Annotated in this window: 16 protein-coding genes and 1 pseudogene; 4 read left to right on the top strand and 13 right to left on the bottom strand. The window is 75.7% G+C overall.

Annotation, left to right across the window (positions count from 1 at the left end; genetic code table 11):
• Positions 1–106: 106 nt before the first annotated feature.
• Positions 107–1,522 (top strand): family 2B encapsulin nanocompartment shell protein, encoded by a 1,416-nt coding sequence (locus CD790_RS27515; RefSeq protein ID WP_144386045.1) that lies wholly within the window; start codon positions 107–109, stop codon positions 1,520–1,522.
• Between the two features lie 135 nt (positions 1,523–1,657).
• Positions 1,658–3,049: a family 2B encapsulin nanocompartment shell protein gene (locus CD790_RS27510; protein WP_144386044.1), complete on the top strand. Its 1,392-nt coding sequence runs from the start codon at positions 1,658–1,660 to the stop codon at positions 3,047–3,049.
• A gap of 10 nt (positions 3,050–3,059) precedes the next feature.
• On the opposite strand, the gene CD790_RS27505 is transcribed toward CD790_RS27510, so the two are convergent.
• The 5 genes from CD790_RS27505 to CD790_RS27485 form a co-directional block, all read right to left on the bottom strand.
• On the bottom strand, positions 3,060–3,254 hold the full coding sequence (locus CD790_RS27505) for a hypothetical protein (protein WP_144386043.1): 195 nt from the start codon (positions 3,252–3,254) through the stop codon (positions 3,060–3,062).
• A 95-nt stretch (positions 3,255–3,349) separates the two neighbouring features.
• Positions 3,350–3,658, bottom strand: coding sequence for a DUF5133 domain-containing protein (locus tag CD790_RS27500; protein WP_144386042.1), 309 nt, complete (start codon positions 3,656–3,658; stop codon positions 3,350–3,352).
• Positions 3,659–3,809: 151 nt separating this feature from the next.
• Complete coding sequence (locus CD790_RS27495) at positions 3,810–4,763, bottom strand: polysaccharide pyruvyl transferase family protein (RefSeq protein ID WP_144386041.1); 954 nt, start codon at positions 4,761–4,763, stop codon at positions 3,810–3,812.
• Positions 4,764–4,831: 68 nt separating this feature from the next.
• Positions 4,832–5,863 (bottom strand): glycosyltransferase family 9 protein, encoded by a 1,032-nt coding sequence (locus CD790_RS27490; protein WP_260867916.1) that lies wholly within the window; start codon positions 5,861–5,863, stop codon positions 4,832–4,834.
• Positions 5,860–6,750 carry a hypothetical protein gene (locus tag CD790_RS27485; protein ID WP_144386040.1) on the bottom strand — a complete coding sequence of 297 codons (891 nt, stop codon included), beginning with the start codon at positions 6,748–6,750 and terminating at the stop codon, positions 5,860–5,862. Before CD790_RS27485 ends, CD790_RS27490 begins: the two co-directional genes overlap by 4 nt.
• A gap of 607 nt (positions 6,751–7,357) precedes the next feature.
• Between CD790_RS27485 and CD790_RS27480 the strand changes: the two genes are divergently transcribed.
• Together CD790_RS27480 and CD790_RS27475 are read left to right on the top strand one after the other, a co-directional pair.
• Positions 7,358–8,602: an MFS transporter gene (locus CD790_RS27480; RefSeq protein WP_399218327.1), complete on the top strand. Its 1,245-nt coding sequence runs from the start codon at positions 7,358–7,360 to the stop codon at positions 8,600–8,602.
• Positions 8,603–8,631: 29 nt separating this feature from the next.
• A pseudogene (locus CD790_RS27475) lies at positions 8,632–9,135 on the top strand (hypothetical protein); the annotation flags it as partial.
• Positions 9,136–9,416: 281 nt separating this feature from the next.
• On the opposite strand, the gene CD790_RS27470 reads toward CD790_RS27475, so the two are convergent.
• From CD790_RS27470 to CD790_RS27435, 8 genes are all read right to left on the bottom strand, one after another.
• A complete protein-coding gene (locus tag CD790_RS27470; RefSeq protein ID WP_144386039.1) occupies positions 9,417–10,340 on the bottom strand; it encodes a glycosyltransferase family 2 protein in 924 nt (307 codons plus the stop codon).
• Between the two features lie 141 nt (positions 10,341–10,481).
• Positions 10,482–11,342 carry a glycosyltransferase family 2 protein gene (locus tag CD790_RS27465; protein ID WP_144386126.1) on the bottom strand — a complete coding sequence of 287 codons (861 nt, stop codon included), beginning with the start codon at positions 11,340–11,342 and terminating at the stop codon, positions 10,482–10,484.
• A gap of 83 nt (positions 11,343–11,425) precedes the next feature.
• A complete protein-coding gene (rfaE2, locus tag CD790_RS27460; RefSeq protein WP_144386038.1) occupies positions 11,426–12,826 on the bottom strand; it encodes a D-glycero-beta-D-manno-heptose 1-phosphate adenylyltransferase in 1,401 nt (466 codons plus the stop codon).
• The gene (locus CD790_RS27455; RefSeq protein WP_144386037.1) at positions 12,823–13,452 is read right to left on the bottom strand and encodes an SIS domain-containing protein; all 630 of its coding nucleotides are present in this window, start codon (positions 13,450–13,452) and stop codon (positions 12,823–12,825) included. The genes rfaE2 and CD790_RS27455 overlap by 4 nt, the downstream gene beginning before the upstream one ends.
• A 103-nt stretch (positions 13,453–13,555) precedes the next feature.
• Positions 13,556–14,779, bottom strand: coding sequence for a glycosyltransferase (locus tag CD790_RS27450; protein ID WP_144386036.1), 1,224 nt, complete (start codon positions 14,777–14,779; stop codon positions 13,556–13,558).
• Positions 14,776–15,741, bottom strand: coding sequence for a glycosyltransferase (locus CD790_RS27445; RefSeq protein WP_144386035.1), 966 nt, complete (start codon positions 15,739–15,741; stop codon positions 14,776–14,778). Before CD790_RS27445 ends, CD790_RS27450 begins: the two co-directional genes overlap by 4 nt.
• Complete coding sequence (locus CD790_RS27440; RefSeq protein WP_144386034.1) at positions 15,738–16,826, bottom strand: glycosyltransferase family 9 protein; 1,089 nt, start codon at positions 16,824–16,826, stop codon at positions 15,738–15,740. The genes CD790_RS27445 and CD790_RS27440 overlap by 4 nt, the downstream gene beginning before the upstream one ends.
• Positions 16,823–17,347: an HAD-IIIA family hydrolase gene (locus CD790_RS27435; RefSeq protein WP_260867914.1), complete on the bottom strand. Its 525-nt coding sequence runs from the start codon at positions 17,345–17,347 to the stop codon at positions 16,823–16,825. The genes CD790_RS27440 and CD790_RS27435 overlap by 4 nt, the downstream gene beginning before the upstream one ends.
• Positions 17,348–17,445: the final 98 nt, after the last annotated feature.

Below are 17,445 nucleotides of genomic sequence, written 5' to 3'. Positions count from 1 at the left end.
GCCACCCGTCCGAGTGACTGCGCGGACGCAAAGAGCGCTGCTAGCTTCGGGGGCGCTCCAGTGCAATTTTAGATGTAGATCCCAAAAGGGTGGGTGGGCTTTCTCCATGACGACTTCGGCGGAATCCCGGTCCGGCGCCGAAAACATGACGCATCCGCGGTTGAGCCTGGGCACGGCCGCGGCGCGGAACCTGGCCACGACGACGAAGACCGTGCCGCAGATGCAGGGCATCACCTCGCGGTGGCTGCTGCGGCTGCTGCCCTGGGTGGAGGTCTCCAGCGGCACGTACCGGGTCAACCGACGGCTGACGCACACGCTCGGCGACGGGCGGGTGGAGTTCGTCGCCGCCGGGGCCGAGGTCCGGGTCATCCCGGTGGAGCTGCGCGAGCTGCCGCTGCTGCGCGGGTTCGAGGACACCGAGGTGCTGGTGGCGCTCGCGGACCGCTTCCGGCAGCGCGAACTCGCCCCCGGCGAGGTGCTGGTGGCGGCCGGGGAGCCGGCCGACGAGGTGGTCCTGATCGCCCACGGCAAGATCGAGAAGCTGGGCGTGGGCGAGTACGACGAGCCCACCGTGCTCGGCTCGCTCGCCGACGGCGACTACCTCGGCGACCGGGAGTTGGCCGCGACCGACGCCGGCACCTGGCGGTTCACCGCGCGCGCCGTCACCTCCGCGACCGTGCTGACGCTGGCGCGCGAGGAGTTCCTGGCGCTCCAGGCCCGCGCGGAGGGGCTGCGGTCACACGTCGAGGCGTATCGGAACGCGCCGACGCCGCCGCGGAACCAGCACGGCGAGGCCGATATCGCCATCGCCTCCGGGCACGTCGGCGAGCCCTCCCTCGACGGCGTCTTCGCCGACTACGAGACCTCGCCGCGGGAGTACGAGCTGAGCGTGGCGCAGACCGTGCTGCGAGTGCACACCCGGGTCGCCGACCTCTACAACGACCCGATGAACCAGCTCGAACAGCAGCTGCGGCTGACCGTCGAGGCGCTGCGCGAGCGCCAGGAACACGAGATGGTCAACAGCCGGAGCTTCGGCCTGCTGCACAACGCGGACTTCAAGCAGCGGATCCACACCCGCGGCGGGCCGCCCACCCCCGACGACCTGGACGAGCTGTTGGCCACGGTCTGGAAGGAGCCGGGGCTGATCCTGGCTCACCCGCGGGCCATCGCCGCCATCGGCCGGGAGTGCAACAGGCGCGGTCTGGCGCCGCAGAGCGCCAACGTGGGCGGCCACGCGGTGCCGGCCTGGCGTGGGGTCCCGATCTTCCCGTGCAACAAGATCCCGGTCAGCCCCAGCGGGGTCAGCTCGATTCTCGCCATGCGCACCGGCGAGGAGCGCCAGGGCGTCGTCGGACTGCGTCAGACCGGAATTCCGGACGAATACGAGCCGGGGTTGACGGTGCGTTTCATGGGGATCAGCGACAAGGCCATCATCTCGTATCTGGTCAGCGCCTACTACTCCGCCGCCGTGCTCGTCCCCGACGCTCTCGGAATTCTCGAGAACGTCGAAGTCGGGAACTGACGGGAGCCGCAGTCCACGCTTTCCTCCCGCTTTCCTCGCGCTCCTCCTCGCGCTTTCCTCGCGCTTTTCAAGGACTCACCTCCGCTTCGTACCGCACAGAGCTTCGTACCGCACAGAAATGGGTGAAGACCTCTTATGACGACGTCCGTGGAGCCCGCCGGCGAGCCGCAGCTGAGCCTCGGTACCTCGGCAGCGCGCAATCTCGCCACAACGACCAAGTCCGCTCCGCAGATGCAGGGCATCTCCTCCCGGTGGCTGCTGCGGGTGCTGCCCTGGGTGCAGGTCTCGGCCGGTACGTACCGGGTGAACCGCCGGCTGACCTACACGGTCGGGGACGGGCGGGTGGAGTTCATCAGCACCGGCCCGGACGTCCGGGTCATCCCGCCGGAGCTGGCCGAACTCCCGCTGCTGCGGGGCTTCGAGGACCACGGTGTGCTGGAGAACCTCGCCGACCGGTTCATCCAGCGCCAGTACGCGCCGGGCGATGTGCTCGCCGAGGCCGGGCGACCGGCCAACGAGGTGATCCTGATCGCCCACGGCAAGGTCGACAAGCTCAGCCCCGGGGAGTACGACGAGGCGCACTCGCTGGGCGTGCTCGCGGACGGGGACTACTTCGGGGACGAGTCGCTGACCGGGCCGGAGCGGGTGTGGGAGTACACCGTCAAGGCCGTCACCCGCACCACCGTGCTGGCGCTGTCCCGCGGAGCCTTCCAGGAGCTGGCCGACCGCTCCGGGGTGCTGCGCTCCCACATCGAGGGCGTGGAGCGACGGCCGGAGCCGCCGCGGAACCGGCGCGGCGAGGCCGACATCGCCATCACCTCCGGCCATGTCGGAGAGCCGCTGCTGCCCGGCACCTTCGTGGACTACGAACTGGCCCCGCGGGAGTACGAGCTGAGCGTGGCGCAGACCGTGCTGCGGGTCCACACCCGCGTCACCGACCTCTACAACGACCCCATGAGCCAGCTGCAGCAGCAGCTGCGGCTGACCATCGAGGCGCTACGGGAGCGCCAGGAGCACGAGATGGTCAACAACACCGAGTTCGGGCTGCTACACAACGCCGACCTCAAGCAGCGCGTCTACACCCGCAGCGGGCCGCCCACCCCCGACGACCTCGACGAGCTGCTGGCCCGACGCCGCAAGACCCGGTTCCTCCTGGCGCACCCCCGCGCGATCGCCGCCTTCGGCCGGGAGTGCAACAAGCGGGGCGTCTATCCGCAGGGATTGGACTTCATGGGGGCGTCGGTGCGGGCCTGGCGCGGCGTTCCGCTGCTGCCCTGCAACAAGATCCCGATCAGCGAGACCGGCACCAGCTCCATCCTGGCGATGCGCACCGGCGAGGAGGACCAGGGCGTGGTCGGGCTGCACCAGACCGGCATCCCGGACGAGGTCGAGCCGAGCCTGAACGTGCGCTTCATGGGCATCAGCGAGCGGGCGGTGACGTCCTATCTGGTCTCCGCCTACTACTCGGCGGCCATCCTGGTGCCGGACGCGCTGGGTGTGCTGGAGGGGGTCGAGATCGGCCGCTGAGCGGCGCCGCTCAGGGCCGTACGCTGCTCACCACGTCCGCCGTGGCGGCCAGGCCCTCCGAGATGGTCGGCGCCAGGCTGCTGCTGGCGAGGTAGAAGCCGAGCAGCACGCAGACGATGGCGTGCGAGACGCGCAGGCCGCCGCTCCGCAGGAAGACCACCGCGAGGACCAGCAGCAGCAGGACCACGGAGATGGAAATGGCCATGGCGGGCCTCCTCGGCGGCGACGGTGGGTGGGATCCATGGGTAAGGATCAGCCGTCAGTGTCGCTCACGAAGGGCCCGCCACCATGGCAGGCGGGCTACTCCGGACGGGTGCAGATCGCCGGTTCGATACCGACGGCCCGCGCGGGCCGGGGCGACTCGCCCGCGCAGCCGGCGTCACTCTCCTTCGCCAGAGACCGGGGACCGACCTCTCGGACGGAAGCCCGCCGCAGCTGGTCGCGCGCGGTCGCGAGGGCCGCGCCGGCGGTACGGGTGCCGGTCGAGACACACAGGGTGTAGACGACATCGGCCGTCCTCTGCCGCACCTGGGGGCTGTGCGGAAGGTCCTGCAGTGCCTCGTACCTCTCGATGAGCTCGCGGAGCACGGTGGGGTGGGCCATCAGCATGGGGGGCTCCCTTCGCCGCGGGCCGTGCGCAGGGCGGTCGGAGTGCTCGACGCCCCGCGGGGCGTTCTCTCCACGAAACTCCCGAAGCCGCAGGACGGCAACCGGTGGCCGTCGGCGTCGCCGCGGTGTGCGACCGGGGCGCGGCAGTCCGTCACATGGCGGAGCGGTCGACGACCCGGCGCACCAGCCCGGTCAGCAGATCGCTGGGGGCGGCCTCTCCCGCGTACCGGCCGGCTCGGGCGCGTCCGTGGGGAGAAAGGCACCAGGTCAGCGCGCGGTCGAGGTCGCCGGTCCGCAGCCGCTCGCCGCGCAGCACCGCGGGCCAGTCGAGCGCCGCGGCCTGCGCGCTGACCTTGGCTCCGCCGGCCACCGGGTCGACGGCCAGCGCCGGTGTGCCGGCGCGCAGGGCCAGGACCAGGCCGTGCAGCCGGGTGGTGACCACGGCGTCCAGGCGCGCCAGGGCGGCGTGCAGTTGCTCGGGGCTGGACGGAAGACGCCAGTCCCGGGTGTCCAGCCGGGTGTCGAGGGCAACCGCGGCCACGTCGATCGACGCCAGCCAGCGGGTCAGGGCCGCGGAGACCCGGGCGTGCAGTCGGCGGGGGCCGTACTCGTGCTGTCCCTCGGTGAGGATCACCCCGACGAGCGGAGGCGGCGGGTCCGCCCTGGGGGCCTGGACGCTGAGGTCGACGGCCGCGACGGGGACGTGGGGGGCGTCTCGGGGCAGCACGTCGTGGAAGCCGGTGACCGCCGGATCCGAGGGGTCGGTGACCGAGACGCCGACCGCGAGGCGTCGGCAGCGGGCGAAGCGCGCGTGCAGCTCCAGCAGCGGGCTGGAGCCCGCGTCGGGGGCGAGGGTGGAGTGCACGGGCCCGCAGACGAAGACGAGATGGCTGAAGTCGGCCGGGTCGGCGTCCACCAGATGCAGGGCCTCCGGCCAGAACACCGGAGACCACGCCGTCTCCACCTCGACGGCGGCCTCCCACAGGGCTCGTCGCACGCTCTCCTCCGCCAGCAGGTCGCCCGCCGTCACCTCGCCGTGCAGAAAGCTGAACCACCCGGTGAGCAGCACGCGCGCGCCGGACGCGGTGGGACGGGCGGCGCCCATGGCACGACCGGCGTCGACGTCACAGCCGGCGTTCACGTTACGGCCGGCATTCACGTCACGGCCGGCGTTCACGTCACGGCCAGGGCGGCGACGGCCCCGTCCACGCGGGGCAGGCGGAAGACGGCCGTGAGGACCTCGGCGGCGGTGATGCGCAGTAGCCGGGCGTCGGGGCGGCCGCCGTGGGCGTCACCGGGGCGCGTGGTGTCGCGAGGGTCCGGGTGCCAGAGCACCCGGTGCGCCGCCGACCGGGGCGGCCCCCACAGGCGAGGGGCGACGGGGCCGAAGAGCGTGACCGACGGGGTTCCCACGGCACTGGCCAGATGAGCGAGGCCGGTGTCGCCGGCGACGACGGCGCGGGCGTGGGCGACGAGCGCGGCCAGTTCGTCGAACGGCACGTCCCCGGCGCCGCCCAGGACCGTGCGGCTCGGCAGTCCGGCCAGCCCGGCGACGCGCCGGGCCAACGCTCCCTCTCCGGCCCCCGCGGTGATGACGACCCGGTGGCCGGCGGCGTACAGGGCATGGGCCACTGCGGCGAACCGCTCCGGTGGCCAGCGCCGGGCCGGGGCGTCCGCTCCTGGATGGATGATCACGGCGCCGGGCGCGGGAGACACCCGGCGAGGGTCGGGAATGCGCAGGTCGGCGGGGTCGGCGGCGAGACCGTACCAGGTCAGCAGGCGGCACCAGCGAGCGCGCTCATGCTCGTCCTCCCGCCACGGGGGCCCGGTCACGTCGGGGGTTCCGGGGTGGGCGTAGGCGAAGAGTCGGGCCGGGGCCAGCGAGCTGAGCAGTCGGTGGCTGAGCGGGCCGTTGCCGTGCAGGTCCACGGCGACCTCGGGGGGTGGGCCGGACCAGGCGAGCGCGGTCGGCACCGGCCTGCCGGGCGCCGCGGCGGTGGGCAGCACCCGGTCCACCAGGCCGGTCGACCGTGCCGCTCCGGTCAGCCGGCGGGGGGCCGCGAGCACCAGTTCGTGGTCCGCGTGGGCGCGGCGCAGGGCCCGCAGCGCGGGCACCGCGGTGAGCAGGTCGCCGAGCCCCAGGGCACGCAGCACCAGGATGCGGGGACGGGTCTCCGCGCGGCTCCCGCCCCCTCGGCCGGTCACCGACCGGCCCCGACGCACGGACCGGCCTTGGCGTATCGGCCGGCCTTGGCGTATCGGCCGGCCTTGGCGTATGGGCCGATCCCGGCGTCCGGGGCGGTGCGGTCGGTCCTGGCGTACGGGCCGGCCTTGGCGCCCGGGCCGGTGCGGCCGGTGCTGGCATGGAAGGCCGTGCCGCCGGCCGCGGCGTACGGGGCGACCCCGCCATGGGGGCGGGTGCCGCCGGCCCTGGCGTGCGGGCCGGCCTTGGCGTACGGACCGGTACGGCCGGCGCCGGCACGGAGGACGGCCTTGGCGCAGGGGGTGGTACCGCCGGCTCCGGGACGGAGGGCGGTGCGGCCGGTCCGGGCGTACGGGGCGACCCCGGCATAGGGGCCGGTGCAACCGGCGCCGGCATCGAGGGCGGTGCCGCCGGCCTCGGCGTACGGGCCGGTACGGAGGACGGTGCCGCCGGTCCTGGCGCTCGGGGCGACCCCGGCATAGGAATAGGGGCGGGTGCCGCCTGTCCTGGCGTGCGGGCCGGTGCGACCGGTCCCGGCATGGAGGGGAGTGCGGCCGGCCCCGGCGTACGGGCTGGCCCCTGCGTACAGGCCGGTACGGCCATTGCCGGTGTACGGGCGGGTCCCGGCGTACGGGGCGGTGCGGCCGGTCCGGGCGTCGAGGGCGGTGCCTCCGACCCCGCCGTACAGGGCGACCCCGGCATAGGGGCCGGTACGGCCGATCCCGGCGGGCGGGCCGGCCCCGGCGTACGGGGCCGTGCGGTCGGTCCCGGCGTACGGGCCGACCCCTGCGTACAGGCCGGCGCGGCCGGACCCGGCGTAAGGGCCGGCGCGGCCGGGCTCGCTCGCGGAGGTGCGGCCGCGTGGTGGCCGCCGACGGGAACCCGGCATGGGAACCGCTCCTTCGACGATGCTCCGGTGGATCGCAGTGCATACCGACAAATCGGGATGAATTCTGCCAGTAGGCCCGGGAGATCGCAGTGCGGAACCCCGCCGGTGCGGCGGAGTGACCTGCTCCACAACCCGGCCTCCGCGGTGGTCCTGTGGTCAACCTCACCGGGCTCCCCCTCTCCCTTGCGGGCCAAGGGCTTCACGGGCTCCCGGACGCCTCCCGCGGCCAATCCGGACCCCACCGTGCCGTCGCTTCTGTGAGGATGTGGGCTGCTGACGGGAGTGCCTCGGCAGTCCGGGCCCTCCGCGCAGCACCGACCGAACTCGGCACCTGCCCGGCCTCCGCCGGTGACCAGGTCGCGCCGACTCCGCTGTCCGAGCCTGCCGGGCTCTTCACGAAGTTCTCGACGTGCCCACTGCCACCCAGTTCCGAGCGGTCGCCGCTGCCGCCGACACTGCCCCCACCCCGATCCCCAACCCCACCCCCTCCCCCATTCCCGCCCAGGCCGGCCCGTCGGCCGGACGGTCCGTCCTGTCCCGCCCCTTCCGGCGGCGGGCGGAAGGCCGACCCGACCGCGCCCCCTGGCGCTCGCTGCGCCACCGCGGCATGCGGTGGTGGTCCTTCGCCAACCTGGTGTCCAACGCCGGCACCTGGATGCAGCTCACCGTGCAGAACCTGCTGGTGCTCCAGGTCACCGGGTCGGCGGCGGCGACCGGTCTGTCCCTCTCCGTCCAGGCGGCCCCGGGTCTGCTCATGGGGCTGCTGGGCGGTGCCGCGGTGGACCGCTGGCCGCGCAAGGTCACCGCCGCGGTGAGCCAGGTCGCCCTGGCACTGGTCGCCTTCACCACCGCCGCGCTGGTCGCCTTCGACCAGTTGAACGTGGCCGCGCTGATGGTCCTGGCGGCCGTCACCGGCCTGATCGCGACGGTCGAGGGACCGGCCTGCGCCCTGCTCGGCAACGACCTGGTGCCCACCGAGGACGTGCCGTCCGCCATCGCCGTCGGCTCCCTGGTGCACAGCGTGGGCCGGCTCGCGGGCGCCGCCGCGGCCGGTGTGGTCGTCGCCTTCCTGGGAACCCAGGCCGCCTACGCGGCCAACGGGCTGTCCTTCCTCTTCGTCGCCGCCGTCATTCCCTTCCTCACCCCCGCGGCCGGCACCACCCGCGTCGTCGACGGCTCCGGGGTCGCACCCCGCCCGGCACAGCCGGCACAGCCGGAACAGCGGAAGCGGCGGAAGCGGCGGGAGGAGGGCATGACCGCCCGCGAGGGTCTGGCCTTCTTCTGCCGTCGGCCGCGCCTGGTGGCGCTGGCCGGTATCACCGGCCTGAGCGCCGTCTTCGGCCGCAACTACGGGCTGACCCTGGCGGTCTTCGTCACCGGTCCGCTCCATGGCGGCGAGGGCGCGTTCGGCACCGTGTCCACGGTGCTGGCCGTCGGCGGAATCGTGGGCGCGGTGCTCGCCGCGCGGCTGCGCAGCCCCTCGGTGCGCCTGGTGGGCATCCTGGCGGCCGCCGGGGCGCTGCTCCAGGTGGCGGCCGGCCTCTCGCCCTCCCTGGCGGTGCTGCTGGTGCTGGTGCTGCCGATGGCCGTGGTGGAGTCCATGTCCGACACGGCCGGCACCACGGTCCTCCAGACGGACCCGCCGGCCCACATGCGGGGTCGGGTGCTGGGCGTGTGGCGCAGCGCGAGCACGCTGTGGGGTCTGGCCGGCCCGCCGCTGCTCGGTCTGCTGATGGAACTGGCCGGCGCGCGCGGCGCGCTGGTCTTCGGCGGGCTCGTCGTCGCGGGCTCGATCCTGGCGGGCGCCGCCGTACGCGGCCGTCCCATGGCCCTGGCGCCCGCCGCCGCGTAGGCCCGGGCAGAAAGGAGAACCGTCGCGTCATGTCGGTGGAACTCACCTCGGTCATAGCGGCCACCACCCGGTGGCTGCTACGCGCCTACCCACCCGTCGGCGGCCCGTTGAGCGCGGCGCTCGCCGAGGCCCAGGCCCGTCAGGCGGTGACGGTCGCCGCCTGGTTGCGCTACCCGACCTCGCTGGACGTCGGGCTGGTGTCCCTGTTGGGCCCGGGCGGGTCGCATCGGCTGGACGGGCTGGTGGGCGGGCACCCGACGCCCGACTCCGCGGAGGAGGCGTGGCGCTCCTGGGTGGACGAGGGGGTGGCGAGCTGGGCCGCCTGTCTGCTCACCGAGCCCACGCTGGCCGACGCGGCGGTCGTCGCCGCGGCGGGCGGCGAGCACGACTCGGTGACCGCCGTGGCGTTCCGCCGGCTGACGGCCCCCGACGAGGGGGACCAGGCCGCCGCCGGTCTGCTGCGCCACCCCGACCTCCTCGACCGGGTCGCCCGGCTGTACCGGGACGAGCTGGTGGACCGGCTCGCCACGGGCCGGCCGGCGCCTCCCGGTCCTGACAGGCGGACGCGCCGGCGAGCCCGGGCCGCCGTGCGGCCGGCGCCTCCCGGTCCTGACGGGCGAGCGCGCCGGCGACCCCCGGCCGGCCGGCGCCTCCCGGTCCTGACAGGCGGACGCGCCGGCGCCCCCGGCCGGCGGCCTGCCGGCACCTCCCGGACAGGCCGGCGCCCCGGCGACCCCCGGCCGGCAGCCGGCCGGCACTTCCCCGACCTGACGGGCGAGCGCCCCGGCGAGCCCGGCCGGCGGCCGTCCCCGGCTCAGCCGTGGTAGCGGCGGGCGGTGGACCGCCGCTGGGAGTCGGCGAGGAGCTTGAGGCCCCGCTCGACGTCCGGGGGCAGCGGGCGCCGCTCGCGGAGCACCCAGGGCAGCCCCCGGAGGGCTTCGGCGAACGCCCGTGCCGAGGCCGAGTCGCGGGGCACGGTCGCGGCCAGCCACGTCGTCCGGCGCAGGGCCGTGGGCCAGGGGCGGCGGAGCCAGGTGAACCAGAGGGTGTTCCGGATGCCCCGGCGACGCCGGAGGGTGGGGTCCCGGCGCGGCGAGGCGCGGTGATGGGCGGTCAGCCGGTCGACGTAGCAGAGCCGCCAGCCGCGGGCGGCGAGGTCGGCGGCGAGCAGTTCCTCCTCGCCGCCGAGCACGAGCCGCGGGGAGAAGCCGCCCGCGGACCGGAAGGCGTCGGCACGTATCACCGTGGCGGCGGCGAGGAAGGAGCCGAGCACCGGTCCGGGCAGCCCGGCCGGGGTCGGCAGCGGCGAGTCCCGCAGCTCGGGGACGATGGGGTCCTCGTGGCTGCCGCCGCGCGCGGCGGGGTCGTCCGGATGGGGGTGCGAGACGATGCGCGCGGTCACCGCGGCGACCGTCGGGTGGGCGTCCAGCAGGTCGGCCGCGCCCGCCAGCGAGCCCGGATGCCACCAGGAGTCGTCGTCGCAGAACGCGAGGTAGGGCGTGGTCGCCTGACGGGCGGCCAGGTTGCGGCCGACCGCGCCCAGGTTGCGGCCCAGGGTGAGCAGGGTGATCGCCGGATACCGCCGTCGTACGGCGTCCGAGGTGCCGTCCGCGGACCGGTTGTCGACCACGATGACCGCCGGCCGCTCGGGGATCCGGGCGAGGTGTCCCAGCGTGTGCAGCAGGTCGTCCCTGCGGTTGTGGGTGATGACGATGACGGTGATCCGCGGGTCGGTCACGAACCCTCCTTCGTCTGTGGCTCGATGAGCCGGTGCCCGGACGGCGCGGTCGCTCGCCTCGCCTCGGGCCCGAGCCCGGTCGCGGCCCCGAGCCCGGTCGTGGACCAGAGCCCGGTCGCGGCCCGGCGCCCGGGCTCGTCCTCAGCCGCCCGGTGAGCCCGCCTCGACGGCCCGGATGCGCCGCTCGACGCCGCGCGGTACGGGGTGCCGTCGCGCCAGGACGGCGGGCAGTGCGCGCGTGACCTCGGCCAGCGCCCTCCGCGCCTGGGGGTCGGTCCGGCTGTCGAGGGCCAGCCGCGCGGTACGCGCCAGGGCGTGCCGCAGCGGTCGGCGCAACCAGGCGGTGATCAGCGCGTTGCGACGCACCCGCACCAGGCGGCCGGGGCGTGGGGAGCCCCCGTCCTGCTCGGGGTCGTGGCGGGCGACCACCTCGGGGCAGTGGACGACTCCCCAGCGGCGGGCGGTGAGGTCGATGGCGAGCAGCGACTCCTCGGCGCCGAAGTGCAGGAGGGGGTGGAAGCCCCCGGCCGCGAGGAACGCGGAGCGGCGCACGACGGAGGCGCAGGCGAGGAAGCCCAGGACCGAGGGGCCCGGAAGGTCCGGCTCCCGGCCGAGCGGGGACGCCGAGAGCACGGCGTTGAGCGGGTCGGGCGCCGCCTCCGGGCCGACCCGGGTGGCCGCCGCGATCAGCCCCAGCCGGGGGTGCGCGTCGAAGAGCTCCGCCGCGCGCGCCAGGGAGCCGGGTTCCCACCAGGAGTCGTCGTCGCTGAAGGCGACGTACGGGGTGGTCAGGGCCGCCACGCCGCGGTTGCGGCCGACGGCGCCCAGGTTGCGGTCCAGGGCCAGCAGGGTCACCTCCGGGTGGCGTTCCCGCACGGCCGCGACGGTGTCGTCCGTCGAGTGGTTGTCGACCACGGCGATGGGTGGGGCCTCGGGCAGTCGGATGAGGCGCTCCAGGGTGCGCAGCAGGCTGGAGCGGCGGTTCCGGGTGATGATCACCAGGCCCACCCGCGGCCCGCCGTCCCGGCGGGCCGGCGGCGGCGCCGGGGTGGCGACCTCCGTCTCCGGCTCTCCCGCGGGTCCGGTCACGGTCGGCCGTCCGGTGCGGCGGCGCGCGCGGCCCGCCGGGCCAGCGCGGTGGTGGACCGGCCGTCGAGGTAGGGCAGGATGAGGGCCTGGCCGCCCCACTCGTGGAGGGTCTCGGCCTCCGGCAGATCGTCGAGGGAGTAGTCGCCGCCCTTCACCCACACGTCAGGGCGGAGGCGGCGCAGCAGTTCCTGCGGGGAGTCCTCGGAGAAGACCGCGACCGCGTCGACGCTGCACAGCCCGGCGAGCACCCGGGCCCGGTCGGCGGCGCGGACGAGCGGGCGGCCGGGGCCCTTGAGCCGGGCGACGGACGCGTCGGAGTTGATGCAGACGATGAGGCAGTCGCCGATTCCGCGGGCGTTCTCCAGCAGGCCCACGTGGCCGGCGTGCAGCAGGTCGAAGCAGCCGCCGGTGGCCACCACGGTTCCGCCTCGGGCGCGGACGGCTTCGGCGAGGGCGAACGGGTCGCTCTCCCGGGCCGGCCGGACCGGTTCGCTCGACGCGGTGTTCCACAGGGCGCCGTTGCCCGCCCCGCCGGCGGCGACGAAGTCGGCCGCCTCCGCGACCGCCCGCTGCACGGCCTCCTCCGGCAGCGCGCCGTCCGCGAGAGCGCCGGCCGCGGTGGCCGCGAAGCAGTCGCCCGCGCCACACGGATCACCCGTCGCCCGGTACGGCACGGGCATGAGCATCGGCGTGTCGACGTCGGCGCGGGCCAGCAGCACGCCGCGTTCGCCGAGTGTCACCGCCACGGCGGCCGCCTTCCAGCGGGCCGCCAGCCGGGTGCCGCGCCGGGCGTAGGCGCGCAGCGACTGGTCGTCGCCGGGGCACAGCGCGCTGGCCTCCGCCGCGTTCGGCGTCACCAGGCGGGCCCCGGCCACGGGCTCGGGGCCCCTGGGGTGCGGATCCCACAGCAGCGGCACCGAGCGGGCCGCTCGGCCGAGTTGGTCCCGGAGCGAGCGCGCCGTGCCCTGGCCGTAGTCGGCGACGAGCACGGTGCCCGCCTGCTCGAGCGCGGCGCGGGCCGGTTCGGTCGGCTCGCCCGGGGAGCCGCCGCCGTGGTCCACCCGGACCAGCGGGCGGCCCCCCGCGATGATCCGGGTCTTGACCGGCAGGGTCCCGGTGAGCGGGATCTCGACCAGGCGCACCAGGCGCCGCAGCGCGCGCCGGACGGTGTCGCTGGCCGGATCGTCGCCGAGCGCGGTCACCAGGGTCACCCGGCGGCCGCCGCGGGCGGCGAGCGCGGCGGCCAGGCCGGCTCCGCCGGGGCGTGTCCGGTCGGCTGTCGCGTCGACCACCGGGGCGGGTGCGTCCGGGGTGAGGCGGGAGGCCGTGCCCGCCACGTCCCGGTCCAGGAGGACGTCTCCCACGATGACCAGTGGCTGTCGGGCGCGCGCCGTCATGCCGACTCCCCCGGGCGGAGGGGCCCTTCACCCTCGGTGCCGGCCGAGGGGGTGGCGCCGACCGCGTCCAGGCTCTCGCAGAGCAGGTGCACCGCGAGCAGGTGGGCCTCCTGGATGGTGGCCGTGCTCTCCGCGTCGATGGACACCGTCTCGTGCGCCGCCGCGGCCAGCGGATTGGGCAGCGGGCCGGTGAGCGCCCACACGCGCAGCCCGGCGTCGCGGCCGGTGTCCGCGGCGGAGAGCAGGTTGGGGCTGCGGCCGGAGGTGGACAGCAGGACGAGCACATCGCCGGGGCGGCCGTGCGCGGCGACCTGCCGGGCGTAGACGTGGTCGAAGCCGTAGTCGTTCCCGATCGCCGTGACGCTGGAGGTTTCGGCGTGCAGGGCGATGGCGGAGTATCCGGGGCGCTCCTGCTGGTAGCGCCCGACGAGTTCGGCGGTCAGGTGCTGGGCCTGTGCGGCGCTGCCGCCGTTGCCGGCGGCCAGCAGCCGCCCGCCGACGGGCAGGATGGCCGCGAGGTGCGCGCCCCACTCCCCGATCCGGTGGAGGCTGTGCCGTCGGAAGCGGCTCAGCGCGTCCTGCAACGACTGGCAGTGTTCGTGGGCGGCCTCAAAGGACTGGCTCATGGCTGGTCGGGCGCGCCGGGTCCGGGTGGACGACGGCGGCCCGCACCTCCTTCGGACTCGGGTTCGGCGGCGGTGGGCCGGGGCGCGGGTCAGGCGGCCGCGGTCAGGACGGTCGGCGGTGCAGGACGTCGAGGTAGACCTCCTCGGTGGCGCCCGCGACCCTGTCCCAGCCGTAGCGGGTGACGACCCTTCGGCGGCCCGCGGCCCCGCAGGCGAGGCGGGCCTCCCGGTCGACGAGGAGCCCCGCGGCGGCCCGGGCCAGGGCCCGTGGATCGCCCGGTGGAACCAGCCGCCCGGTGCCCGGGTCCCAGACGGTGTCGAGTTGTCCGCCGACGGCGCTCGCGACGACGGGGGTGCCGCAGGCCATCGCCTCCAGCGGCACGATGCCGAAGGGCTCGTAGTCCGCGGGGCACAGCACCACGTCCGCGGCGCGCAGCAGGGCGGGGACGTCCGTGGGGGGAACGCCGCCGGTGAAGCGGACCCGGTCGGCGACCCCGGCGCTCAGCGCGAGGGCGCGCAGCCTCCGCACCTCGTCATCCTCGTCGATCCGGTCGGCGGGCGGACCGCCGACGATCACGAGTTCCGTGTCCGGCAGGAGGGCCAGCGCGGCGACGGAGACCGCGGCGCCCTTCCGTGGAACCAGGCGCCCCAGCTGGAGCAGTTGGTGGCTGTACGGGCCCCGGCGGGCGACGGCGCCGTCCGGGGTGAAGTGGCTGGTGTCGACTCCGCACGGCACCACGCGGACGCTGCTCTCGGGGATGTCCATGCGCCGCAGTTCGGCGACCTCGTCCCGGCAGGTGGCGATGATCCGCTGGCAGCCCCGCCCCACGCGGGTCTCCAGCCGGATCCGGCTGGGTGGGCTGGTGTCGGCGTCCTTCTGGTGGCGTCGTTTGACGGTGCCCAGGGCGTGGTAGGTGTGCGCCAGCGGCAGCCCCAGCAGCCGCGTGGTGCGCAGGGCGGCGACCCCGGACATCCAGAAGTGGGAGTGCACGACGTCCGGCGGCCGCGATCGCCAGTCCTCGGCCAGGAAGCGGGAGAAGGCCGGCATGTAGGGGAGCAAGCGGTCCTTGGGCAGGTGCTCGGCGGGGCCTGCCGTGACATGTCGCACCTGGACGCCGGGGCGCAGGGGGACGGTGTCCGGCGCGTCGGCGGAGTCCCGCCGGGTGTAGACGGTGACCCGGTGGCCCCGGTCGGCGAGCGCCCCCGCGAGGCGGGCCACGTGGACGTTCTGTCCGCCCGCGTCCACCCCGCCCAGGGCCGCGAGCGGGCTGGCGTGCTCGGAGACGAGGGCGATGGACAGCTGTTGTGCGTGGGTGCCGGGCGTCATGGACGTACCTCCGTCAACAGGCGTTCCCAGTCGTGGAGAAAGCGTTTGAGCCCGTACCGTGCGAGCGCCGCCTGGCGGGCCCGGCGGCCGTCCTCGGCGGCCGCCTCGGGCTCGTGCAGATAGGCGCGGAGGGCTCGGGTCAGGGTGCCCGGCCGGTTGGAGAGCGTTCCGGCGCCCGCGGGCACGGCCTCCACCGCCTCGGTCGTGGCGAGGCCGACGACCGGCATGCCCAGGTGCATGGCCTCCAGCAGGGACAACCCGAGGGAGGTCCAGCGCACGGGGTGGAGGTAGACGCGGCGCGCGGCCATGGCGGTGTGCAGCTCGCTCTGCGGCAGGTCCGCGGTGCGGCAGCGGTCGGCGGACAGCCCGAGGTGGGCGGCCAGTCCCCGCGTCCGCATGCCGAAGACGTCCAGCGGGGCCTCGGCGGCCAGGGCGGGCAGCAGGTCGCAGCCGACGGTCCGGCCGCGGCGCATCGGTTCGTTGACGACGACGGCGGCGCGGGGGAGCCGGCCGGTGTACTGGTGGCCGGGGTCGACGATGCCGTGTTCGATCACCTCGGTCCGGGTGCCGCCGTTGTCCCAGAAGAGCCGGTTGAAGTGGGTGACGTGGACCAGCACCAGGTCGTCGCGGTCGGCGCACGGGTGCCGGGTGTGCGGCACCTCGCCGTCGGGGGCGTTGTGTTCCAGGTAGACCGCGGGCAGGTCCCGGCCCGGGCGGCGGCCGCCGAGCCAGCGCTCCGCGAGTCGCGCCTCGTGTGGCCGCTGCAGGATGACCAGGTCGACGGGTTCGTCGCGGAGTTGCTCCGGCGTCCGCTCGCGCACCGTGTCGGGCCAGGGGAAGGTGCGGGCCCGGCCGAGCCCGTCGGGTCCGCGGTCCGCGGTGACCGGCACCAGATAGGTGTGGGGTCCCTGGACGAAGGCCGTCGTCCAGGAGCCGTGCACATGCCACAGCAGGATGTTCATACGCTCGCGCCTCGCTCGGTGTCTCGGGAACGGTCCGGCACGACGGGCGTGGGATCGCGGCGCCGTCCGGTGGCCGCGTCGACGAGGCCGGCCAGGGCGGCCAGCACCTCGGAGTCGGGCACCGCGTCGAGGCAGGGGTGGCCGGGGACGGGGCAGTCGCGGGCGCGGCTGCCGGCGCACGCCGCGCCCTGGTCCCCCAGCAGCACGTGCGGCACCCGGTAGGGCGCCCACCGCTCCGCGGGGACCACGGGCGCGAACAGGGAGACCACCGGGGTGCCGACCGCGGCGGCGAGATGCGCCGGTCCCGTGTTGCCGACCACCGCGGCCCGTGCCCGCGCCAGCACTCCGGCCAGTTGGCGCATGTCGGTCCGGCCGCCCAGGTCCAGCGCGTGGTCTCCCGCGACCGCCGCGGTGAGCTCCTTCTCGGCGGGGCCCCCGGTGACCACCACCCGGTGCCCGGCCGCGCTCAGGGCGGCCGCGGCGCGCACCGCCCGGTGCGCGCTCCAGGCGCGTGCCGGTACGGCCGCCCCGGGGTGCAGCACCACATAGGGGCCGGGCCCGGTGAGGTGGTCGGTGTCGGGCGGGGCGCAGACCCGCAGCGCTCCGTCGTCGCCGGGCGGGAGGGGGAAGCCGGCGTCCCTGGCGAGGTCCAGGGCGGCCTCGACCTCGTGGCGGTGCGGTGCGCGATGGTGCCGGAGGTCCAGCAGGGCGCCGGGGTAGTCCTCGCTGTCGGCCGCCGTCCAGACCACCCCGGCCAGCTTGAGCAGCAGCGCCGCGGGCAGTGGGCTCTGGTGGTACGAGACGAGCACCAGGGCGCGGTCGAAGCGGCCGGCCGCCAGGGTGTCGATCAGCGCGTCGGTCCGGGCCCGGCTCACCGGCGGCGGGCGCAGGCCCACCCAGGGGGCGTCGTGCACCAGGAGTTCGTCGACTCCCGGCAGCAGCCGGGCGGCGGGCTCGCCCGACGGGCCGCACAGCACCGCGGTGTGGGAGGACCCCGCGGCCACCGCGCGGATCGCGGGGCCGGCCAGGAGCACGTCGCCCGCGCTGTCCAGCCGGACGACCAGGGTCCGGGGGAGCCCGGTCATAGGGCGGCTCCGGACGGCGGGCGGCCGCCGAGCGCCAGGCGCACGGCGGCGAGCAGGTCGCGGGCGCTCTCCTCGGCCGCCGCGGTCTCGGCCGGCCGGGTGGCGGGGGTGGGGACGAGGATCCCGCGCGCGCCGGCGGCGCGGGCGGCCGCCAGGTCGGCGCCGATGTCGCCGATGACGGCGGTACGGGCCGGGTCGACCGCGAGCCGGCGGCAGGCGGCGAGGACCAGTCCGGGAGCGGGTTTGCGGCAGCGACAGCCGTCCTGGGGGCCGTGGGGGCACACCGCCCACACGTCGAAGTCGCCCAGCAGTTCGTCCACCCGGTGCTGCACCGCCTCGACCTGTCGGCGGGTCAGCAGTCCGCGGGCGACTCCGGACTGGTTGCTGACCACGCCCACCGCCACGCCGTGGGCGCGGACCGCGCGGACCGCGTCGGCCGCCGTCGGCATCGGACGGACCCGGGCGGGGTCGCCGTTGTAGGGGACGTCGACCACGAGGGTGCCGTCCCGGTCGAAGAGCACGGCCTGCGGGAGCCGTGGGACGCCACTCGGGCGTCGGGGCCGGGCCGCCTCGACGGCGGCCGTTCGGGGGCCGTACAGCCAGGGGCGGGAGGGGGTGT

Origin of the sequence: Streptomyces sp. SAJ15 (genome assembly GCF_007595705.1) — a bacterium.
Taxonomy (GTDB): Bacteria; Actinomycetota; Actinomycetes; order Streptomycetales; family Streptomycetaceae; genus Streptomyces.
The sequence above is the reverse complement of the archived record's forward strand: the minus strand, read 5'-3'. Positions and strand labels throughout refer to the sequence as shown.

Excerpts from the sequence above, each read along its gene's own strand:
- CD790_RS27500 (WP_144386042.1), bottom strand. The coding sequence starts at position 3,658 with ATGCTGATGGCCCACCCCACCGTGCTCCGCGAGCTCATCGAGAGGTAC.
- CD790_RS27455 (WP_144386037.1), bottom strand. The coding sequence starts at position 13,452 with ATGAGCCAGTCCTTTGAGGCCGCCCACGAACACTGCCAGTCGTTGCAG.
- CD790_RS27495 (WP_144386041.1), bottom strand. The coding sequence starts at position 4,763 with ATGGGCGCCGCCCGTCCCACCGCGTCCGGCGCGCGCGTGCTGCTCACC.
- rfaE2 (WP_144386038.1), bottom strand. The coding sequence starts at position 12,826 with ATGACGGCGCGCGCCCGACAGCCACTGGTCATCGTGGGAGACGTCCTC.
- CD790_RS27440 (WP_144386034.1), bottom strand. The coding sequence starts at position 16,826 with ATGACCGGGCTCCCCCGGACCCTGGTCGTCCGGCTGGACAGCGCGGGC.
- CD790_RS27515 (WP_144386045.1), top strand. The coding sequence starts at position 107 with ATGACGACTTCGGCGGAATCCCGGTCCGGCGCCGAAAACATGACGCAT.
- CD790_RS27510 (WP_144386044.1), top strand. The coding sequence starts at position 1,658 with ATGACGACGTCCGTGGAGCCCGCCGGCGAGCCGCAGCTGAGCCTCGGT.
- CD790_RS27445 (WP_144386035.1), bottom strand. The coding sequence starts at position 15,741 with ATGAACATCCTGCTGTGGCATGTGCACGGCTCCTGGACGACGGCCTTC.
- CD790_RS27450 (WP_144386036.1), bottom strand. The coding sequence starts at position 14,779 with ATGACGCCCGGCACCCACGCACAACAGCTGTCCATCGCCCTCGTCTCC.
- CD790_RS27485 (WP_144386040.1), bottom strand. The coding sequence starts at position 6,750 with ATGCCGGGTTCCCGTCGGCGGCCACCACGCGGCCGCACCTCCGCGAGC.
- CD790_RS27480 (WP_399218327.1), top strand. The coding sequence starts at position 7,358 with ATGCGGTGGTGGTCCTTCGCCAACCTGGTGTCCAACGCCGGCACCTGG.
- CD790_RS27505 (WP_144386043.1), bottom strand. The coding sequence starts at position 3,254 with ATGGCCATTTCCATCTCCGTGGTCCTGCTGCTGCTGGTCCTCGCGGTG.